Source organism: Nonomuraea antri, assembly GCF_013283785.1.
GTDB lineage: Bacteria > Actinomycetota > Actinomycetes > Streptosporangiales > Streptosporangiaceae > Nonomuraea > Nonomuraea antri.
Genome location: NZ_JABCPZ010000013.1, coordinates 47,216 through 64,753, shown reverse-complemented (window position 1 = coordinate 64,753; position 17,538 = coordinate 47,216). Strand labels below are relative to the sequence as shown.

General features: G+C 72.2%; 14 protein-coding genes, 1 tRNA gene and 1 pseudogene. 6 read left to right on the top strand and 10 right to left on the bottom strand.

The window, feature by feature from the left end; all coding sequences use genetic code 11:
- Positions 1-37: 37 nt before the first annotated feature.
- The 3 genes from HII36_RS07145 to HII36_RS58570 all read right to left on the bottom strand — a co-directional run bounded on the left by HII36_RS07145 (position 38) and on the right by HII36_RS58570 (position 6,184).
- Complete coding sequence (locus HII36_RS07145) at positions 38-2,632, bottom strand: LuxR C-terminal-related transcriptional regulator (RefSeq protein ID WP_173522259.1); 2,595 nt, start codon at positions 2,630-2,632, stop codon at positions 38-40.
- Between the two features lie 11 nt (positions 2,633-2,643).
- Positions 2,644-2,832 carry a hypothetical protein gene (locus tag HII36_RS07140; RefSeq protein WP_173522258.1) on the bottom strand — a complete coding sequence of 63 codons (189 nt, stop codon included), beginning with the start codon at positions 2,830-2,832 and terminating at the stop codon, positions 2,644-2,646.
- Between the two features lie 154 nt (positions 2,833-2,986).
- Positions 2,987-6,184, bottom strand: coding sequence for a BTAD domain-containing putative transcriptional regulator (locus HII36_RS58570; RefSeq protein WP_173522257.1), 3,198 nt, complete (start codon positions 6,182-6,184; stop codon positions 2,987-2,989).
- Positions 6,185-6,293: 109 nt separating this feature from the next.
- Here HII36_RS58570 and HII36_RS07130 point away from each other — a divergent pair, with 109 nt between their 5' ends.
- Entirely contained in the window at positions 6,294-6,818 is a 525-nt protein-coding gene (locus tag HII36_RS07130) for a universal stress protein (protein ID WP_217369250.1), read from the top strand.
- Here HII36_RS07130 and pdxR read toward each other — a convergent pair.
- Positions 6,815-8,191, bottom strand: a complete 1,377-nt coding sequence (gene pdxR, locus HII36_RS07125) for a MocR-like pyridoxine biosynthesis transcription factor PdxR (RefSeq protein WP_173522255.1) — start codon at positions 8,189-8,191, stop codon at positions 6,815-6,817. The two genes, HII36_RS07130 and pdxR, sit on opposite strands and share 4 nt — an antisense overlap.
- Positions 8,192-8,258: 67 nt before the next feature.
- Between pdxR and HII36_RS07120 the strand changes: the two genes are divergently transcribed.
- Together HII36_RS07120 and HII36_RS07115 are read left to right on the top strand one after the other, a co-directional pair.
- The gene (locus tag HII36_RS07120) at positions 8,259-8,708 is read left to right on the top strand and encodes a carboxymuconolactone decarboxylase family protein (RefSeq protein ID WP_173522254.1); all 450 of its coding nucleotides are present in this window, start codon (positions 8,259-8,261) and stop codon (positions 8,706-8,708) included.
- A pseudogene (locus tag HII36_RS07115) lies at positions 8,705-9,733 on the top strand (MFS transporter); the annotation flags it as partial. The gene HII36_RS07120 and the pseudogene HII36_RS07115, both read left to right, overlap by 4 nt.
- A 198-nt stretch (positions 9,734-9,931) precedes the next feature.
- Here HII36_RS07115 and HII36_RS07110 read toward each other — a convergent pair.
- The 4 genes from HII36_RS07110 to HII36_RS07095 form a co-directional block, all read right to left on the bottom strand.
- Complete coding sequence (locus tag HII36_RS07110) at positions 9,932-12,142, bottom strand: heavy metal translocating P-type ATPase (RefSeq protein WP_173522284.1); 2,211 nt, start codon at positions 12,140-12,142, stop codon at positions 9,932-9,934.
- A 41-nt stretch (positions 12,143-12,183) separates the two neighbouring features.
- Positions 12,184-12,909, bottom strand: a complete 726-nt coding sequence (locus tag HII36_RS07105; RefSeq protein WP_328807616.1) for a hypothetical protein — start codon at positions 12,907-12,909, stop codon at positions 12,184-12,186.
- Positions 12,910-13,034: 125 nt separating this feature from the next.
- Positions 13,035-13,247, bottom strand: a complete 213-nt coding sequence (locus HII36_RS07100; RefSeq protein ID WP_173522252.1) for a heavy-metal-associated domain-containing protein — start codon at positions 13,245-13,247, stop codon at positions 13,035-13,037.
- A gap of 93 nt (positions 13,248-13,340) precedes the next feature.
- Positions 13,341-14,708 carry an MFS transporter gene (locus tag HII36_RS07095; protein WP_217369249.1) on the bottom strand — a complete coding sequence of 456 codons (1,368 nt, stop codon included), beginning with the start codon at positions 14,706-14,708 and terminating at the stop codon, positions 13,341-13,343.
- 301 nt (positions 14,709-15,009) lie between these two features.
- Between HII36_RS07095 and HII36_RS56360 the strand changes: the two genes are divergently transcribed.
- The 3 genes from HII36_RS56360 to HII36_RS07085 all read left to right on the top strand — a co-directional run bounded on the left by HII36_RS56360 (position 15,010) and on the right by HII36_RS07085 (position 16,153).
- Positions 15,010-15,129, top strand: a complete 120-nt coding sequence (locus HII36_RS56360; RefSeq protein ID WP_328807615.1) for a DLW-39 family protein — start codon at positions 15,010-15,012, stop codon at positions 15,127-15,129.
- A 15-nt stretch (positions 15,130-15,144) separates the two neighbouring features.
- Positions 15,145-15,870 carry an HAD-IA family hydrolase gene (locus tag HII36_RS07090; protein WP_173522251.1) on the top strand — a complete coding sequence of 242 codons (726 nt, stop codon included), beginning with the start codon at positions 15,145-15,147 and terminating at the stop codon, positions 15,868-15,870.
- A 207-nt stretch (positions 15,871-16,077) separates the two neighbouring features.
- Positions 16,078-16,153 (top strand) — tRNA-Ala (locus HII36_RS07085).
- Positions 16,154-16,210: 57 nt separating this feature from the next.
- Here HII36_RS07085 and HII36_RS07080 read toward each other — a convergent pair.
- Together HII36_RS07080 and HII36_RS07075 are read right to left on the bottom strand one after the other, a co-directional pair.
- On the bottom strand, positions 16,211-16,546 hold the full coding sequence (locus HII36_RS07080) for a tyrosine-type recombinase/integrase (RefSeq protein ID WP_328807620.1): 336 nt from the start codon (positions 16,544-16,546) through the stop codon (positions 16,211-16,213).
- A gap of 427 nt (positions 16,547-16,973) precedes the next feature.
- Positions 16,974-17,399: an immunity 53 family protein gene (locus tag HII36_RS07075; protein ID WP_217369248.1), complete on the bottom strand. Its 426-nt coding sequence runs from the start codon at positions 17,397-17,399 to the stop codon at positions 16,974-16,976.
- Positions 17,400-17,538: the final 139 nt, after the last annotated feature.

Here is a 17,538-nt window from a genome sequence, read left to right as displayed (position 1 = left end):
AGCGTCGGGCTCGGAACCGGAACCGGAACCGGAACTGTCAGAGGGCCGCGAGCAGGCGGCCCACCTGGGTGCGGTCGTTGATGCCGAGCTTGTCGTAGGCGGCCTGCAGGTGGTTGGCCGCGGTCCGCGTCGACAGGGTCAGCCGGTCGGCGATCTGCCGGTTCGTCAGCCCGGCCGCGGCGAGCTGGATGATCTCCCGCTGCCGTGGCGTGAGCTCGGGCGTGGCCAGCTCGACCAGCGCCGGCGTGGACATCCCGGGGCACCGCTTGGCCAGCGCCCAGGCCCTGGTCTGCGCGCCCCTGGCCAGGGAACCGCGTCCGGCGCACCGGTGGGCCGCGGACTCCTGCGCGGTGGCCTCGGCCGCGTAGAGCGTCAGGCCGAGCCGGTCGAAACCGGCCGCGACCGCGCGCAGCTCGACGGCGTCACCGGTGGCCCGCGCGTGCCTGGCCAGCAGCCCGGCCAGCGGCGACTCCACCCGCTCGGCCAGCGCGGACAGCCGGTCGGCGGCCAGCGCGGGCACGCCGAGCCGCACCAGGTCGTGCAGCGCGAACAGCAGGAAACCGCGCTGCTCCTGCTTCTCGGCGACGTCGACCGCCGACAGGCACCTGGTCACCGCCTCGTCCAGGTCGCCGGAGGCGGCGGCCACCCAGACCGCGGCCTGCGACGCGGGCTGCCGGGTGAACGCCCACCTGCCCGCCAGGTCCTCGGCCGCGGCCAGCGTCTCGCGCGCCTGCCCGGCCTTGCCCAGCAGCGCCAGCGCGTGCGCCAGCTCGGCCAGGCACCGGCCCAGCCACGGCGTGCCCGCGGGCAGCCGGCCCGCCTCGTCGCGGCACCAGCGCGCCGCCGACACCGCGTCGCCGCGCAGCCTGGCGGCCATCGCCCGGTACGCCCCGAACCCGGACACCGACAGCTCGGCCGCGGCCAGCTCCATGCCTTCCGCCGCGGTGCGCCCGGCCTGCTCCAGCCGGCCGGAGAACACCTGCGCCGCGCAGCGGGCATCGAGCAGCGTGGGCAGCGCGTGCGGCGCCTCGTCGGCCCAGTCGTCCGCGCCGGCCAGCGCCTGCTCGACCACGCTCAGCGCGTGCTCGGTCCGTCCCGCGTACGCGTCGATCCAGGCCTCGAGACCGGCCGCGTGGGCCGCGCCCCTGACCGTCATCGGCTCGCACGCTCGCGCCCTGCCCAGCGAACCGGCCGCGCCGGTCAGCCGGCCGGCGAAGAAGTCGGCCACGCCCCGGTAGATGTGCACCTCCTGCTGCCAGGCGGGGTCGGTCAGCGCCCGCGCGGCCACGTCGAGCACCTGGCACGCCTCGGCGTCAGCGCCCGCCCAGGCCAGGTTGATGCCCAGGCTGAAGGCGTGCTGGGCGCGCTCGCCCTCGGTGACGGCGGTGCGTGCCGCCTGGCGCAGCGCGGCCAGCGCCGAGTCCGCGTCGCCGAGCACCATGAGCACCTGGCCGAGCAGCGCGACCGCCGACACGCCCGCGCCCGCGTCGGCCGCGGCCCTGGCCAGGCGGGCGGCCAGCCGTGGGTCACGCCTGGCCCAGGCCAGGTTCGCGGCCGACAGCAACATCGCCGGATCGCTGGCCGAGCCGCTGTCGAGCCGCCAGACGGCCGCCTTCAGCACGTCCTCGCGCCGCCGCAGCCCGCTGGCCTCCAGCGCCTCGGCCAGCATGCGCAGCCGCCGCCGCGTCCGCAGCGTGCCGCAGTCCGCCCGGACCACCTCGCCGTACAGCGGGTGCCCCAGCCGGACGTGCTCGCGCCGGTCCTCGGTCACGGTCACGACCAGGCCGCGCGACTCCACCCGCTCGACCACGTCCGCCGAGGTCAGCGAGACCAGCAGCTCGGTGCCCAGCGGCTCGCCGAACGCCACCAGTTCGAGCACCTCGCGCTCGGCCTGGTCGAGATGGCCGATCCTGGCCCCGACCAGCTCGCGCAGCCGGGTGGTCACCGGCAGCTCGCCGCGCCAGCGCCACTGCCCGCCCGTCTCGACCAGGCAGCCGCCGGTGCGCCCGGCGTGCACGACCTCGCGCAGGTAGAGCACGTTGCCCTCGCTGACACTGGCCAGATGCCGGACGGTCGCCGCGCCCACCTCGCCGCCCAGCGCCCCGGTCAGCACCTCGCCCACCTCGTCGACGGTCAGCGGCTGCAGCTCGACCCGGTCGAGCAGTTCGTCCTTCCACAACGCGGCCACCGGGGCCGGCTGCGCCTCGCCGCTGCGTACGGTGACCAGGATCCTGGCGGCACCCGTACGCGCCAGGTAGTGCACCAGTGCCGCGGACGCGGAGTCGAGCCGGTGCGCGTCGTCCACGCTGACCAGCAGCTCCCCCGGGCCCGCCGCCGCGCGCAGGTGGCCGGCCGCCCAGCACAGCAGGTTCTCGCCGCCCTCTGGCGGGCGTCCGGTCAGCACGTGCGCGAACGCGCCGAACGGGATCACCGCCGCGGTCTCCGTGCCCAGCGCGCGCACCACCGCGAACTCCCCCAGACCGATCAGCGCCTGCGCCGCCAGCCTGCTCTTGCCCACCCCCGCCGCACCGGCGATCAGTACGCCCGGCCCCGACCGCAGCGCCCCGCGCACGGTCGCGAGCGGACCCCCTCGCCCGACGAACGGCCATCCACTCCCCAGCTGCTCGCTCATCGTGCCTCCTCTCAGCCGTCATCCTCCCGGCGAGGGTTCGCGGGAGGTTCAGGCCGGATCCCGGCGGCGTCGTGCAGCAGGCGGACGACGGCCTCGGTACCGCTGAACGGCACCGGCTCGCAGCCCACCTCCTCGAGCAGCCCGCGCAACTGGCCGCCGGACTGTTCCGGCTCGACCAGGCGCACGATGACGGTTCGCATCAGGAGGTCGTCCTCAGGGCGACCACCTGGATCGGGGGAGCCGTTGTCATGCCCGCACGATCTCTCCCGCCGGTTCAGGTCTGGTTCAGGTACGGGCTCAGGTCTGGTTCAGGTACGGGCTCAGGTCTGGTTCAGGTACGGGTTCACGCGAGGTTCACGTGGGGTACGGCGCGGGCTCGACCTCCAGCTCGCGCATGCGCTCGGCGTAGAGGTGGTAGCGCCTGCGGGCGTCGCCGCGCCGGCCCGCCAGGTCGAGCACCCGGACCAGGCCCAGGTGGGCGCGCTCGTCGTAGCGGTCGCGTTCGAGCAGCCGCAGCCAGTAGCGCGCGGCCTCGTCGTAGCGCCGCTCGGCCGCCCGCGCCGTGGCCAGCCTGGCCGCGGCCTGCACGTAGGCCAGCCTGGCCTGCTCGCGCAGCCCGACCGCCCAGTCCGCGTACGGGTCCTCCTCGCAGAACTCCCCGCCGTACGCCGACTCGGCCGACTCCCAGCGCTCCAGCGCCTCGGCGGCACGCCCGGCCTGATCCAGCCGGACGGCGCCCGCCGCCAGGTCGAGGAACCGCTCGACGTCGAGGTCGACGTTCGACAGGTCCAGGCGCAACGCCCCCTCGTCGGAGACCACGATGGCGTCGGCCGGCCGTTCGCGTGCCGGGTCGAGGACCGTGCGCAGCGTGGACACCATGACGTTGAGCCTGCGCAGCCCCACGTGCGGGTCCTCCTGCTCCGGCCAGAGGATCTCGACCAGGCGTTCCCTGCTGATCGCGCCGCCGCGCCTGCTGATCAGGATCTTGAGCAGGTCGCGGGCCTTGCGCGACTGCCAGGCCGTACGGGGCAGCGGCACGCCGCCGCGCAGCACGCGGAACGTTCCCATGGTCTCCACGACCACCTTCGCCCCGGGCGCGGGCGCGAACCTGCCGATCAGCGCGTCGATCCGGTCGTCCAGCGCCCGGCAGCCGATCGCGTGCATGCGCTCGCGCACCCGGGCGGCCACGTCCCTGCCGCTCATCGGGTCGCCGAGACCGGCTCTGACCAGCTCGGCGCGAGCGGTGGCGATCGGGTCGCCGATCAGGGTCCAGCGGCGCACCGCCTCGTCGGCCAGGCCAGGGTCGGCGTCGAGCGCGGCACGCAGCTCGACGATGGCGGCCTGGGCGGCGTGGTCCCTGCGCCGCACCGCGACGGGCTCGGCCTCGGCCAGCAGCGCCCTGGCGTCGTCGGGACGGTCGGCGGCCAGCGCGACCCTGGCGCTGACCACCCGCGCGTTCACGCCCGCGATGCCTTCCGCGTGTTCGAGCGCCTGCTCGGCCACGCGGGCCGCCTCGTCGAGGTCTTCGCGGGCCAGCAGGTCGGCCAGCGCGTTGAGCATGATGGACCGGCCCTGCACCTCGCCGGACTTGACGGAGTCCGCGATGATCCGCCGCCAGATCGCGATCGCCGCCCCGCGGTCGCCGCGCAGCGCGTGGATCTCGGCCAGCCTGGTCAGCCCGTACGTGACCAGGTGCGACCCCATCGCCTCCCAGCGGGCCACCGCGTCGGCGGCGTCGACCTCGGCCTCCTCCAGCCGGCCGAGACTGATCAGCGCCTTGGCCCGGTTCTCCAGCACGAACGGCGCGTACGGCGCGAACGGCACCAGGTCGCACAGCCTGGCCGCGATCTCGGTCTCGGCCAGCGCGTCGGTGCTCGCGCCTTCGTCCAGATGCCTGGAGGCCCGGTTCGACCGGATGCGGATGAGCTGCACGACGTCCCCGGCCCGCTCGGCGTACTCCAGGGCCCGCAGGTAGTAGGCGTCGTTGGCGCGGCGGTCGCCGTCGAGCGCGGCCAGCATGGCCAGCACCGTGTTCGCCGCCGCCAGCGCGGCCGGCGCGCCGCTCGCGCCGGCCTGCTCCAGCGCCCGGTCCGCCAGCTCGGCGCAGCCGGCCCGGTCACCCCGCATCCACAGGACGGTGGCCGCCGACGCCGCGCAGATCGCCGCGTCGGCCTGCGGCATCCCGCACTCCATGCCCCTGCGGTAGGAGTCGAGCGCGGCGTCGAAGTCGCCGCGCATGTGGTCGATGAAGCCCAGCCGCCTGGCCACCAGCGCGTCGAACGCCGGGCCGGCCGCCGCGCGGGCGAGCAGGTCGCGTGCGGTGTTCCAGTGCCCCCGGTTCTGCTCGGCGACCCCGGCCAGCCGGAGCATCGCGGGCGAGCGCCTGACCGGCTCGGGCAGCAGGTCGAGCGCCGCGATCACGTCGCCGCGCTCGGCCAGGCGCAGGCCGTGGGCGTCGAGCAGCGCCGCGGCGAGATCGGCGTGCCCGGTCGCCACCGCCGCACGCAGGGCCAGTTCGGGCTGGTCGTGCTCGGTGTACCAGCGGGCGGCCACCGCGGCCACGTCGTGGGCCTCGTGCCGGTCCAGCGGCGCGTGCCTGGTCAGCACGTGCGCGCTGGTGGCGGTGAGCCGGTGGCCCTCCTGGCCGGCTTCGAGGAACAGCCCGCGCCTGGTCAGCGACTCGAGGGTGTCGGGCGGCGCGCCCAGCGTGGCGGCCAGGCCGCCGGTCAGCACCGGCAGCGCGGTGGCCGCGCGTAACAACTCGCGCATGGCGGCGGGCAGGTCGTCGTAGGCGGCGAGGATCAGCCGTTCCAGCGTGGCGGAGTTGGCCGCCAGGCTCGCCGCCCTGCCCGGCCAGACGGCCGGATCTTCCCTGGCCAGGGCGTCGAGCGCGGCCTGCACCGCGGCCGGCCAGCCGCCGCAGGCCGTGTGCAGCGCGGCGGCGATGCCCGCGCCGGGCTCGCCCAGCCGGGCGTGGGCCCAGGTCTCGGTCTCGCCGGGGGTGAGCGCCAGGTCGGTGGCGTCGAGGTCGAGCACCTCGTGGTCCTGGCGCAGACGGGCGGTGGGAAAGGGCAGCGGCGCCCGCGAGGCGGTGACCAGGTGCAGGTGCCTGGGCGCGGCCCGGACCAGGGTCTCGACGTATCGCACCGGGCCCGGCGCGTCGGCGATCGCCTCGACGCCGTCGAAGATCAGTGCCAGGCCCCGGGTGAGCCGCCCGGCCAGCGCCTCGGCCAGCGCGCCCGCCAGCGCCGCGGCCCTGGACAGCTCTTCCGCGTCGGGGCCGAGCGGCGACCCGGCGGTGGCGATCAGGTCGTGCGGGAGCCCGGGAACCGCCTGCGACAGCGCGGACGCCACCGCCCCGGCCAGCGTCGGCAGGTCGCGATCGGCCGGCCCGAGCCGGTGCAGCACACCCCCGACGGCCTGGCTCCATCCGGCCAGCGCGATCGACTTCCCAAAGCCCGTGGTCGCCACGAGAGTGGTGAGCCTGTGCGTAAGCGCCCCGTCGAGCCGCCGGTCGAGGGCGGGACGGGGTTGCACCCACCCTCGTTCCACCCCCGCATGCTACGCCCGCGGCACTCGGGGACTCCAGAGTTCGCAAAGTGCCACCTCCCGGTAACCGGTGGGTAGGCGCACTATGGTCGTACTTCCAACAGGAGGCGCTGTGGAACAGGATCTGCCCGGCGGTGCGCGGCTGATCGTGGGGGTGGACGAGTCCCCGGCCTCGCGCTGGGCTCTGGCCTGGGCCATCGGCGTGGCCAGGCTCCACCGCATGGCTCTGGTGGCCGTCCACGTCAGTCGCGCGCCCGTACATCCCTTCCCCGAGGCACTGCCCGTGCAGCACGCGGTCAGGATGGGGGAGGAGGCCCGCTGCTCCGAGGTGATCTCGGGCGTGTTCGAGGACGTGGCCGGCGGCGTGCCCGACGACGTCACGACCGCGATGATCGGCCGGGTCGGCGACCCCGGCTACCACCTGGTCGACCTGGCCCGCGAGGGTGATCTGCTGGTGCTCGGGCGGGGCAGGCGCGGCCTGCTGAGCCGGTTGTTCCTGCCGTCGACCAGCATGTACTGCGCCAGACACGCGCGAACGACCGTGGTGATCGTGCGCCAGCCTTCACCGCCGGACGAGCCGCAGCTGTCGGGCGAGCATCGGTCCAGGCGGTTCTGGAGCCGCGGCGACCGCCGCTAGCCGGTCGAGCCGAGCGATCGGCGGAGCAGGCGCAGGCCGTCCGGGAGGTCGTGCTGCCCGATCGCGCCGTAGCCGAGCACCAGTCCGGGCTGGGCGGGCGTCTCGCCGCAGTACCCGCCGAGCTCCTCGACGGCCAGCCCGGGCAGCCGGTTCATGGACACGCCTGGGGCGAACCTGGCGCACAGGTGCAGCCCGGCCGACGACGGCACCGGCCGCAGCCGCTCGTCCGCGGCCAGCGTCGCGGCGATCAGCTCGTGCCTGGCCGCGTACTCGCGGGTGGCCTTCCTGATGTGCCTGGCCAGCAGGCCCTCGTCGATGAAGCGGGCCAGCGCGGCCTGGGTGGGCAGCTCGCCGTGCCAGTCGGAGAGCTGCTTGGCCGCGCGCAGCGCGGGGCCGAGCGAGGCCGGGGCGACCAGGAAGCCGAGCCTGAGCATGGGCAGCAGTGTCTTGGAGAACGAGCCGACGTAGATGACGCGACCGGCCCGGTCGAGGCTCTGGAGCGGTTCGAGCGGACGTTCGCCGAAGCGGAACTCGCTGTCGTAGTCGTCCTCGATCACCACCGCGCTGCGGCCTTCCGCCCACTTGAGCAGGGCCGCGCGGCGGGCCAGCGACATGGGCGTGCCCAGCGGGAACTGGTGCGAAGGGGTGACGTAGACCAGGCGGGCCGCGCTCGGGATGGCCGAGACGACCAGGCCCTCGGCGTCCACGGGCACCCCGGCCACGCGCGCGCCCAGCGAGCGGAACAGCAGCCGGGCCGGTGGGTATCCGGGTTCCTCGACCGCCACGCACGCGCCCGGCTCGATCAGCACGCGTCCGATGAGGTCGAGCGCCTGCTGCGCGCCGTTGGTGATCAGCACGTCGGCCGCGCTCGCGTGCACCGAGCGGCTGATGCCGATGTGCCGGGAGATGGCCTCACGCAGGCCCTCGTGCCCGGCCGGGTCGCCGTAGACGGCGGCGCCAGGACGCAGTTCGCGGGCCACCAGCCGGCGCCAGGTCTCCATCGGGAACAGCCGGGCGTCTGGCACGCCGACGCGGAAGTCGTACCTGTCGCCGGTCAGGTTGGGGGAGAAGGTGAGGTCGCGCCAGACCGGGCGCGGGCGCACCACGCCCTTGGGCGCGGCCCGGCCGCGTACCGGGTCGGCGGACACGAACGTGCCCGCGCCCGCCCGGCCCACCAGGAACCCGTCGGCCACCAGCCGGTCGTAGGCCACCGCGACCGTGTTCCTGGAGATCTCCAGCCGCGTGGCCAGCTCTCTGGTCGGCGGCAGTCGTTCGCCGGAGCGCAGGCGTCCGTCGAGTATGGCGTCGAGCAGTTGCCTGTACACCTGTGCGGCCAGGTCACCGCAGCCGTGCAGGCTGATGTGGACGTCCATCTTGGCCCAATCATTTCACCGGAAATTGGAGCTTATATCGGGACAAAGGTGGGTGGAGCATGGGCGCATGACAGAACGCATCAATCTCGGCTCCCTGGCCGGTGACGCCTACCGGGCGATGGCGGGCCTCGACCGGTTCGTGGCCGCCAGTACCCTGCCCAAGCCACTCCTGGAACTCGTCCGCCTGCGCGCCAGCCAGATCAACGGCTGCGTCTACTGCGTGGACATGCACAGCTCGGACGCCAAGCTCGCCGGCGAGAGCGACGCCAGGCTGCACGCGGTGGCGGTCTGGCAGGAGGCGCCTTTCTTCACCCCCCAGGAACGCGCCGCGCTCGCCTTCACCGAGTCCGCCACCAGGTTGTCCACCGACGACGTCACCGACGAGGTCTGGGCGCAGGTCACCGCGCACTTCACCGAGGAGGAGTCGGCCGCGCTCATCGTGGCCGTGGCGTCCATCAACGCCTGGAACCGGATGGGCGTCTCCGCCAGGATGATCCCGGAGTCCTACAAGTCATGAACGACCGGCGGGTGCTCGCGCTGGCCCAGTTCGCCAACGCCTTCGGCGACGGGCTCTACCTGGTGACCTCGGCGCTCTACTTCACCAGGGTGGTCGGCCTGTCGCCGGCCCAGATCGGCTTCGGTCTGACGCTGGGCTGGGCGGTGGGCGCGGTGGCCGGGGTGCCGCTGGGGCACCTGGCCGACCGGCGCGGGCCCCGCGGCGTGGCCGTCCTGCTGGCGCTCACCACGGCCGCGGCGGTGGCGGCGTTCCTGTTCGTCGGCTCGTTCGGCTGGTTCGTGGCGGTCGCCTGCCTGTACGGCACCGCGCAGACCGGCCTGTCCGCCGCCCGTCAGGCGCTGCTGGCCGCGCTGGTCGAGCCGGCCGAGCGCACCGCCGTACGCGCGAGCCTGCAGGCCGTGCTGAACGCCGGGCTGGCCGTGGGCGCCGCGCTCGGCGGCCTGGCGCTGCACCTGGGCACCCGGGCCGGCTACCAGACCGTCTTCGCGCTGGACGCGGCCGGCTTCGTGATCGCCGCGCTGGTGCTGCTCAGGCTGCCCGCCGTGCGGACCGCCCCGGTGACCGCCGGGCCGCGCCTGGCCGTGCTCAGGGACCGGCCGTACGCGGTGGTGACGCTGATCAACGCGGTGATGCTCTTCTACATGCCGCTGCTCAGCCTGCTCGTGCCGCTGTGGATCGCCGAGCGCACCACCGCCCCGGCATGGCTGGTCTCGGTGCTCCTGCTGCTCAACACACTCAGCGTGGTGCTGTTCCAGGTACGGGTGGCCAGGCGGGTCAAGGGCCTGCGCGATGCCTCGGTCTCGGTGCGGAACTCCGGTTTCGTGATGTTCGCCGCGTGCGCGGTGTTCGCGTTGTCCGGGCTCGGGCCGTACGCCTGGCTGTTCCTGCTGGTGGCGGGCGGGCTGCTGGTGGCCGGCGAGATGATGCTGGCCGCCGGGTCGTGGGAGATCGGCTTCGGGCTGGCTCCGGCCGACAAGCAGGGCCAGTATCAAGGGTTCTTCGGCACCGGGGTGGCCGTGGCCAGGATGCTCGGCCCGGTCGTGCTGACCTGGCTGGTGCTCGGCGCGGGCGCGGCCGGCTGGCTGCTGGTCGGCCTCATGTTCGTGACGGCCGGCGCCGCGATGGCACCGGCCGTCAGATGGGCGGAACGCACACGCGTCCTACCTGAAGGCGCGCGTGTCCGACCTGAAGCCACGCATGTCCTACCTGAAGGCACGCACGTCTTACTTGAAGGCACGCAGCCGCAGGCTGTTGCTGACCACGAAGACACTGGAGAACGCCATCGCGGCCCCGGCGATCATCGGGTTGAGCAGGCCGAGCGCGGCCAGCGGCAGGGCGGCCACGTTGTAGGCGAAGGCCCAGAACAGGTTGCCCTTGATCGTGCCCAGCGTCCGGCGTGAGAGCCTGATCGCGTCGGCCGCCACCCGCAGGTCGCCCCTGACCAGCGTGAGGTCGGAGGCCTCGATCGCGGCGTCGGTGCCGGTGCCCATGGCCAGGCCCAGATCGGCCTGGGCCAGCGCGGCGGCGTCGTTCGCGCCGTCGCCCACCATGGCCACCACCTTGCCCTCCGCCTGCAGCCGCTTGACCACATCGACCTTGTCGGCCGGCAGCACCTCGGCGATGACCTCGTCGATACCGACCTCGGCCGCCACCGTCTCGGCCACCTGCTCGTTGTCGCCGGTCAGCAGGACCGGGGTGAGCCCGAGGGCGCGGAGCTGGGCGATGGCCTCCTTGCTGGTCGGCTTGACCACGTCGGCGACCACCAGGACCGCGCGGGCCTGACCGTCCCAGCCGACCGCGACCGCGGTGCGGCCGGCCGCCTGGGCGGCGTGCAGGGCCCGCTCCAGCTCGGACGTGAGGTGCTGCGACCACTCGGCCAGCAGCCGGGGCCGGCCCACCAGCATGGCGTGGCCGTCGACGATGCCCTGCACGCCCAGACCCTCGACGTTGGCGAAGTCCTCGACCGTGGCGTCGGACTGGGCGGCCTTGGCGATGGCCTGCGCGATCGGGTGCTCGGACGCGTGCTCGATGGCTCCGGCGAGCCTGAGCACCTCCTCGCGGCTCTCCCCCTCGGCCAGGTGCACGCCGACCAGCGTCATCCGGCCCTCGGTGACCGTGCCGGTCTTGTCCAGGACGATCGTGTCGATCCTGCGGGTGGACTCCAGGACCTCCGGGCCCTTGATCAGGATGCCGAGCTGCGCGCCCCGTCCGGTGCCGACCAGCAGCGCGGTCGGCGTGGCCAGGCCCAGGGCGCACGGGCAGGCGATGATCAGCACCGCGACCGCGGCGGTGAACGCCGCGCCGACGCCGTCGCCGGTGCCCAGCCAGAAGCCGAGCGTGCCGAGGGCCAGCGCGATGACGATCGGCACGAAGATGCCGGAGACGCGGTCGGCCAGGCGCTGCACCTGGGCCTTGCCGGTCTGGGCCGCCTCGACCAGCTTGGCCATCTGGGCGAGCTGGGTGTCGGCGCCGACCCGGGTGGCCCGGACGACCAGCCGTCCGCCGGCGTTCACGGTCGCGCCGGTGACGGCATCACCGGGTCTGACCTCGACCGGGACCGACTCGCCGGTGAGCATCGAGGCGTCGACCGCGCTGGCGCCCTCCTCGATCACGCCGTCCGTGGCGATCTTCTCGCCGGGCCGGACGACGAACCTGTCGCCGGTCTTGAGCTGCTCGACCGGGATGCGGCGGCCGTCGGCCAGTTCCACGTCCTTGGCGCCCAGTTCCAGCAGCGCGCGCAGCGCGGCTCCGGCCCGGCGCTTGGAGCGGGACTCGAAGTAGCGGCCGGCCAGGATGAACGCGGTGACCCCGGCGGCGGCCTCCAGGTAGATGTTGCCCGAGCCGTCGGTGCGCTCGATGGTGAACGCGAACGGGTGTGTCATCCCGGGGGTGCCGGCGGTGCCGAAGAACAGCGCCCACAGCGACCAGCCGAGCGCGGCGATCGTGCCGAGCGAGATCAGGGTGTCCATGGTGGCCGCGCCGTGGCGCAGGTTCGTCCAGGCGGCCTTGTGGAACGGCCAGCCGGCGTAGACCACCACCGGGGCGGCCAGCACCAGCGACAACCACTGCCAGTTGGTGAACTGCAGCGGCGGGATCATCGCCATCGCGATCACCGGGACGCTCAGCGTGACGGCGGTGATCAGGCGCTGCCGCAGCGGCGCGAGCTCGTCGGCGGGCTCCTGCTCTTCTCCTGCCTTAGCCGTGGGCGGGGCGGGGAGCGCGGCGGTGTAGCCGGCCTTTTCGACCTCGCCGATCAGCGTCTGCGGATCGACGCCTTCGGGGAAGGTGACCTTCGCCTTCTCCGTCGCGTAGTTGACGGTGGCGGTCACGCCGTCGAGCTTGTTCAGTCTGCGCTCGATGCGGTTGGCGCAGGACGCGCACGTCATGCCGCCGATCGAGAGTTCGACAGCCCTGTCTTCGGTGAGGGAAGACATCATCTCTCCTTTCCTGCGCGTTCCCGGCGTGCGTCTTGCTGTCAGTGGTGGTGGGTGCCCGCGTGGTGTTCGTGGGCGCCTGCGGGGGCCGGGCCGTCCGCGCTCGCCGTGAAGTCCGCGGTGTGGACCTCGCCGTCGTGCTGGAAGTCCAGGAACAGGCGGTAGTCGCCGCCGCTGGGCGCCTCGGCGTAGAAGGTGATCTCCGGGCCGGCCTGCTCGCTCTCCTCGGGATGCACGTGCAGGTAGGCGAGGTCAGCGGCGCGCAGTGCCACCAGGTGGCCGTAGGCGCCGAGGTACGGCTGCAGGTCCGTGACCGGCTCGCCGTCCTTGCCGACCGTGAGCGTGAGCTTGGCGGCCCGGCCGGGCACCAGGTCCCCGTCGAGGGTCACAGTGTAGCCGTCGACCGTGGCCGTACGGCTGACCTCGGGCAGCGGCTCGGGCCGGTGATCGCCGGGGACGAGCAGGTCGGCGCCGAGCGTCACGCCGCTCCCGCCGATGGGCGCGAAGTCGGCGAAGGCCCGGTACGGCCCGGCGGCGGGCAGGGTCAGCTTGACCGACCAGGTGCCGTCGGGGGCGAGTTCGGGGTGCAGGTGCTGGAAGGTCGTCAGGTCGCGGGAGACCACGATGAAGTGCAGCTTCTTGTCGTGCTCGACCTGGTAGCCGGTGACCGGGCGGCCGTCCGAGCCGGTCACCGTGAAGCGGAAGTCGGTGGGTGCGCCGGCCTTGACGGTGGTCAGCGGGTTGAGCGTGTAGCCGTGCTGCGACATCTGGAGCCCCCCGGGGGTATCAGTTGCGTGAGTCTGAGTGTGGGAGTGGGTGGCTGATCGCGTTCCCGTGGGGCCGGCCGGGGTGGTCGGGCCCGGGGTGGGCCCGACCTGGCCGGCCGCGGTGTTCACGAGTTCGCCACCAGTTCGTAGCCCGCTTCCTCGACCGCGGCGCTGATCGCACCCTGGTCGACCGGGCTGTCGCTGTTGACGGTCAGCAGGCCGCTGGCCAGGTCGACCTCCACGGAGGTGACCCCGGCGACCTCGCCGACCTCTTCCTTCACCGAGCTGACGCAGTGGCCGCAGGTCATGCCCTTGACGGTGTAGGTGGCGGTGCTCATGGCGGTCTCCTTCGCTTCGGCGTTCTTCTTGCTCGTAGTCGATGCTAACACCGTACCCCCCTAGGGTATGTCGGAGGGACGATGAGATTCAGCTCACACCTTCGCCCGCTCGTCGGCAGCGGGCGCGTTCGCGGCGGCCGGCTTGCGCATGAGGGCCACCGCCAGCACCGCGCCGACCACGGCCACCACCGCGGCGCCGACGAAGGCACCCTGGAAGCCGTCGACCAGCCGCTGCTCGGACGTGGCGATCGCGGTCATGACCGCCAGGCCGAGCGCCGAGCCCACGTTGTAGGTGGTGTTGACGATGCCCGAGGCCAGGCCCGCCTCCTCCGGCCGGGCGCCGGACATGGCCGACATCATGGCCGGGATGTAGGCCAGCGACATGCCCACCGCGGCGATCAGGCTCGCCGGGAGCACGTTCACGGCGAAGGAACCGCCCTCACCGGCGAACGAGAGCCCGAACACGCCGGCCGCCAGCACCAGCAGTCCGATCACGATGAGCGGCTTGGCGCCGAAGCGGCCGAGCAGCTTGGCGGTGATGCCGATCATGAAGATCATGATGGCGACGGTCATCGGCAGCAGCGCCGCGCCGCTGGGGAACGCGCCGTAGCCGAGGACCTGCTGCAGGTAGAGGTTCAGGAAGTACCACATGGGGATCCAGGCCGCGCCGAGCAGCGCCATCGCCAGGTTCGACGAGGCCAGCCCCGGCGTACGCCAGATCGACAGTGGCATCAGCGGCTCCCTGACGCTGCGCTGGACGATGAGGAACAGCGCGAGCAGCGCCACGCCGCCGAGGCCGGCGAGCCAGTTCTCGCTGACGATGCCGTACACGGCGAGCGCGATGCCGGCGGTTGCGGACACGGCGCCCACCACGTCGACCGAACCCCGCTTGCCCTGGACCGCGGGCAGCAGCCCGGTCGCCAGCAGCGTGGCCACGCCGATCGGGATGTAGATGATGAACACCCAGGGCCAGCTGAGGTATTCGGTGATGACGCCGCCGAGGAACACGCCCGCGGTGCCGCCGGCCGGGGCCGCCGCGCCGTACAGCGCCATGGCCTTGCCCAGCTCGCGCGGGTTGCCCCCGAAGAGCATCATGAGCAACGTCATGGCGGCCGGCGCGATCAGCGCGCCGCCGACGCCCTGGACGCCGCGGCCGAGGATCTCGGTCCAGGCGTTGCCCGCGGCGGCCGCGATCACCGAGCCGGCGATCAGGATCACCCATCCGGTCACGAACACCCTGCGCGCGCCGAACAGGTCGCTCAGGCGTCCGCCGAGCAGCAGCAGCCCGCCGAACGCGACCACGTAGGCGTTGAACACCCACTGCAGGCTGTTCGCGGTGAACCCGAGGTCGCGCTGCATGTCGGGCAGTGCGACTCCGATGATGGACGTATCCATGATCACCATGAACTGTGCGGCGGCGAGCACGATGAGTGCCCACCACCGGCGCGGATTCTCAGCCATGATGCCCTCCCTTCCTTCCTATTACCCCTAGGGGGTATCTCGTGGACGGCGAGGAACGTAACATACCCCCCAGGGGTTTGTCTAACGTGCGCCGAGTCCGGCTATTTGGCATGATCGAAACGTTGTCCAAGATAGGACGGGTATAGCTGGCCCCACCTGGGGCCGAACGCTCGTTCTCCGTACATTCAGCACATCTGGTCCGTGCGCAACTCAGGGACCGCAGCCATACCTTGCTAGGCTGCATGTCAACCGTTGGGTCTCACCCCGGCAGGTGAGACCGTCGAAGAAGTGGGGTCACACCGTGAAGAAGCTGCTTGTTCTGGCGCTGGTCGCCCTTGGGGGGTTGCTGATCTGGCGTAAGTGGCAGGCCGACCGCGCCGAGCTCGATCTGTGGACCGAGGCCACCGGCAGCGAGAACTAGCCGACCGGCGAGGCGATGAGTGACGTCGTCCCCATAAAACTGGTGTGCCTGGACCTGGCGGGCACCACAGTCGGAGACATCGCCATGGTCGAGCGCGCCTTCGCCGAGGCGATCGCCACCCAGGGCATAGTCCCCGGGACCGGAGCGTACGCACGTGCCATGGTCCACGTGCACCGGTCCCGGGGCTGCCCCAAGATCGATGTCTTCCGTGGGATATTTCCTGGAAACGAAGCCCAGGCCCAGGCGGCGAACCTGACGTTCGAGCGCTCCTACGAGGGCGCTTTGGAACGTGCCGGGCTCGAACCCATGGCCGGCGTGCCCGAGGTCCTCGACAAGCTCAGGGGCTCAGGCATCAAACTCGCCCTGATCACCGCCTTCAGCCGCAACACCCTGGGCCGCGTCCTGAGCGTGCTCGACTGGGACGACAAGATCGACCTGGCCATCTGCCCCCAGGACGCCGGTCGCGGCCGCCCCTGGCCCGACATGGTGCTGCACGCCGTCCTGCGGACGGGGGTGGAGGACGTCCGCCAGGTCGCCGTCATCGGCGACTCGGAGAGCGACATGCTCTGCGGCCGCCGGTCCGGCGCGTCGATCGTGGCCGGGGTGCTCACGGGCGTGCACAGCAGGGAGCGGCTGCTGAAGGGCGGCGCCACGCACATCCTGGAGTCGATCGCGGACTTCCCGGGGCTGGTGCTGAGCGACGACCTGGGCTCCACGGAGGTCGCGCCCACCGTGCGGTAACTCATCATCGAGGGGGGTATCGGGCAGTATCGAGGGAGGGAAAGGCCGGGCCTCGGCGCAACACCACCGCCCAGGCCCGAGCCTCGTCACGCCGTCACCGGGCTCGGGGCCATATCAAGTGGCGCGAAAGCCTATGCTGTTGCTACGGTGTACGACCGGAGCAGGTGACTGGCTGTGACGCGTTTCCTCAGGTCAGGCACTTGTATCGGGGCCTTAGCTCAGTTGGCAGAGCGCCTGCTTTGCAAGCAGGATGTCAGGAGTTCGAATCTCCTAGGCTCCACCAGCGAAAAGACACCCCCGCCGAAGATCCTCCAGCGGGGGTGAGTGTCTAACTGAGTGACTAAGCCTCTTCGGCCAGCGGAAATATGCCGTCCATCGCTTCGGCTCCCTCCAGCAGGACCGGCCGGAGCTGGAAGCGGTAGACCGTCTCGGTTACCACCGTGTTCGCGTGACCGACCAGGCGTGAGATGTCCTCGATGGGCACCCCTGAGTCCGAGAGCAGCGAGACGAAGCTGTGCCGCAACTCTCGCGGCGTCCACTCCCCGCTGGCTAGTCCGGCAGCACCGAGCACGTTGGGAAAGTCGCGGCGCACATTCCGGGCCGCCAGCGCCGTGCCGGTCCGGGTTCGGAAGACCAGGCCCATGTCAGCCCCTGTCTCGTCCGCGTCCGCTCTCAGGTCCTTCCGGTCAGCCCCGTCTCTTGGTGCAGTCGTCGCAGCAGCTCGCCAGCTGGCTCTCGTGCCATTAACGTGCCATTAGCCTGCGGGGGTCGAGATTCCGCCGTCATCGCGCTTCTTGCGTTCCCCTCGCCTTCCTTCGCGCGTCGGCGATCTTCAGTCGGCGTCTGGGGTCGCGTGCTGGTAGATCAGCGCGGCGAGGGTGTTGCCGGTGTGCCAGAGATCATGAAAGTGCAGGCCCTGACGCATTCGCCCGCTTGGCCTTGAGCTGGCGGTGCCGCTCCGAGGGGGGCGCCGCGTACGAAACGTCGTCAGATGGTCAAGGGATGTGGCGCAACGGGCCGGATGATTTGCGTCCGGCGGCGCGCTGCGCGCAGTCTGTAATGTTCTCGCGCGCCGACCTCTGACCACGCGGGTACAGGGGCGGTCAAGCAGGCGGAGGCGGGCTGGCGGTGTCAGTGAACTGGCGGAAGGCGTCGAGCATCTCGCCGAGGTTCAAGGGACCGCAGACGCCCTGAAACTGGACGCCGTCGCTCCACACACGAACCCAGTCATCGTCGGAGCGATCCACTTCCATGCTTCCCTTGGAAGCGCCCTCCAGTGAGGTACCGACGAGGTCGACCTTCAGGATCCAGCCGGGGTTGTCGAGAGTGTCGATCGTGACCCCGTAGCCATGTTCCCAGTCGCCGTCACATTGGGAGCTGTACCAGGACTGGAGATAGCCGAGAGCATCAGAGATCACGTCGAGAGTCTGCCATCCGTGCCATTCGGCGCGGTCGACAGGGGTAGTCATTGTCAGCATGACTGGTAGGAGGCATCTGACGAGCGTGCCGGCCCCCTCGGCCGCCGTCATGACGTCGTTGCTCCGCGGCGAGCGTCCAGGTCAGCGGGATCCAGCTCCGGCGCTGGATGGGGTGGCCGAAGCACAGGTGGCGATCATGCTCGTTGAGTGCAGATCCGCACGTCACATTGTTTCGTGGAAGCGTCTCTTC

Coding starts and splice junctions, on each gene's coding strand:
- HII36_RS07095 (WP_217369249.1), bottom strand. CDS start 14,708: ATGGCTGAGAATCCGCGCCGGTGGTGGGCACTCATCGTGCTCGCCGCC.
- HII36_RS07090 (WP_173522251.1), top strand. CDS start 15,145: ATGAGTGACGTCGTCCCCATAAAACTGGTGTGCCTGGACCTGGCGGGC.
- HII36_RS07110 (WP_173522284.1), bottom strand. CDS start 12,142: ATGTCTTCCCTCACCGAAGACAGGGCTGTCGAACTCTCGATCGGCGGC.
- HII36_RS07105 (WP_328807616.1), bottom strand. CDS start 12,909: ATGTCGCAGCACGGCTACACGCTCAACCCGCTGACCACCGTCAAGGCC.
- HII36_RS07120 (WP_173522254.1), top strand. CDS start 8,259: ATGACAGAACGCATCAATCTCGGCTCCCTGGCCGGTGACGCCTACCGG.
- HII36_RS07140 (WP_173522258.1), bottom strand. CDS start 2,832: ATGCGAACCGTCATCGTGCGCCTGGTCGAGCCGGAACAGTCCGGCGGC.
- HII36_RS07100 (WP_173522252.1), bottom strand. CDS start 13,247: ATGAGCACCGCCACCTACACCGTCAAGGGCATGACCTGCGGCCACTGC.
- HII36_RS07075 (WP_217369248.1), bottom strand. CDS start 17,399: ATGACGGCGGCCGAGGGGGCCGGCACGCTCGTCAGATGCCTCCTACCA.
- HII36_RS07145 (WP_173522259.1), bottom strand. CDS start 2,632: ATGAGCGAGCAGCTGGGGAGTGGATGGCCGTTCGTCGGGCGAGGGGGT.
- pdxR (WP_173522255.1), bottom strand. CDS start 8,191: ATGGACGTCCACATCAGCCTGCACGGCTGCGGTGACCTGGCCGCACAG.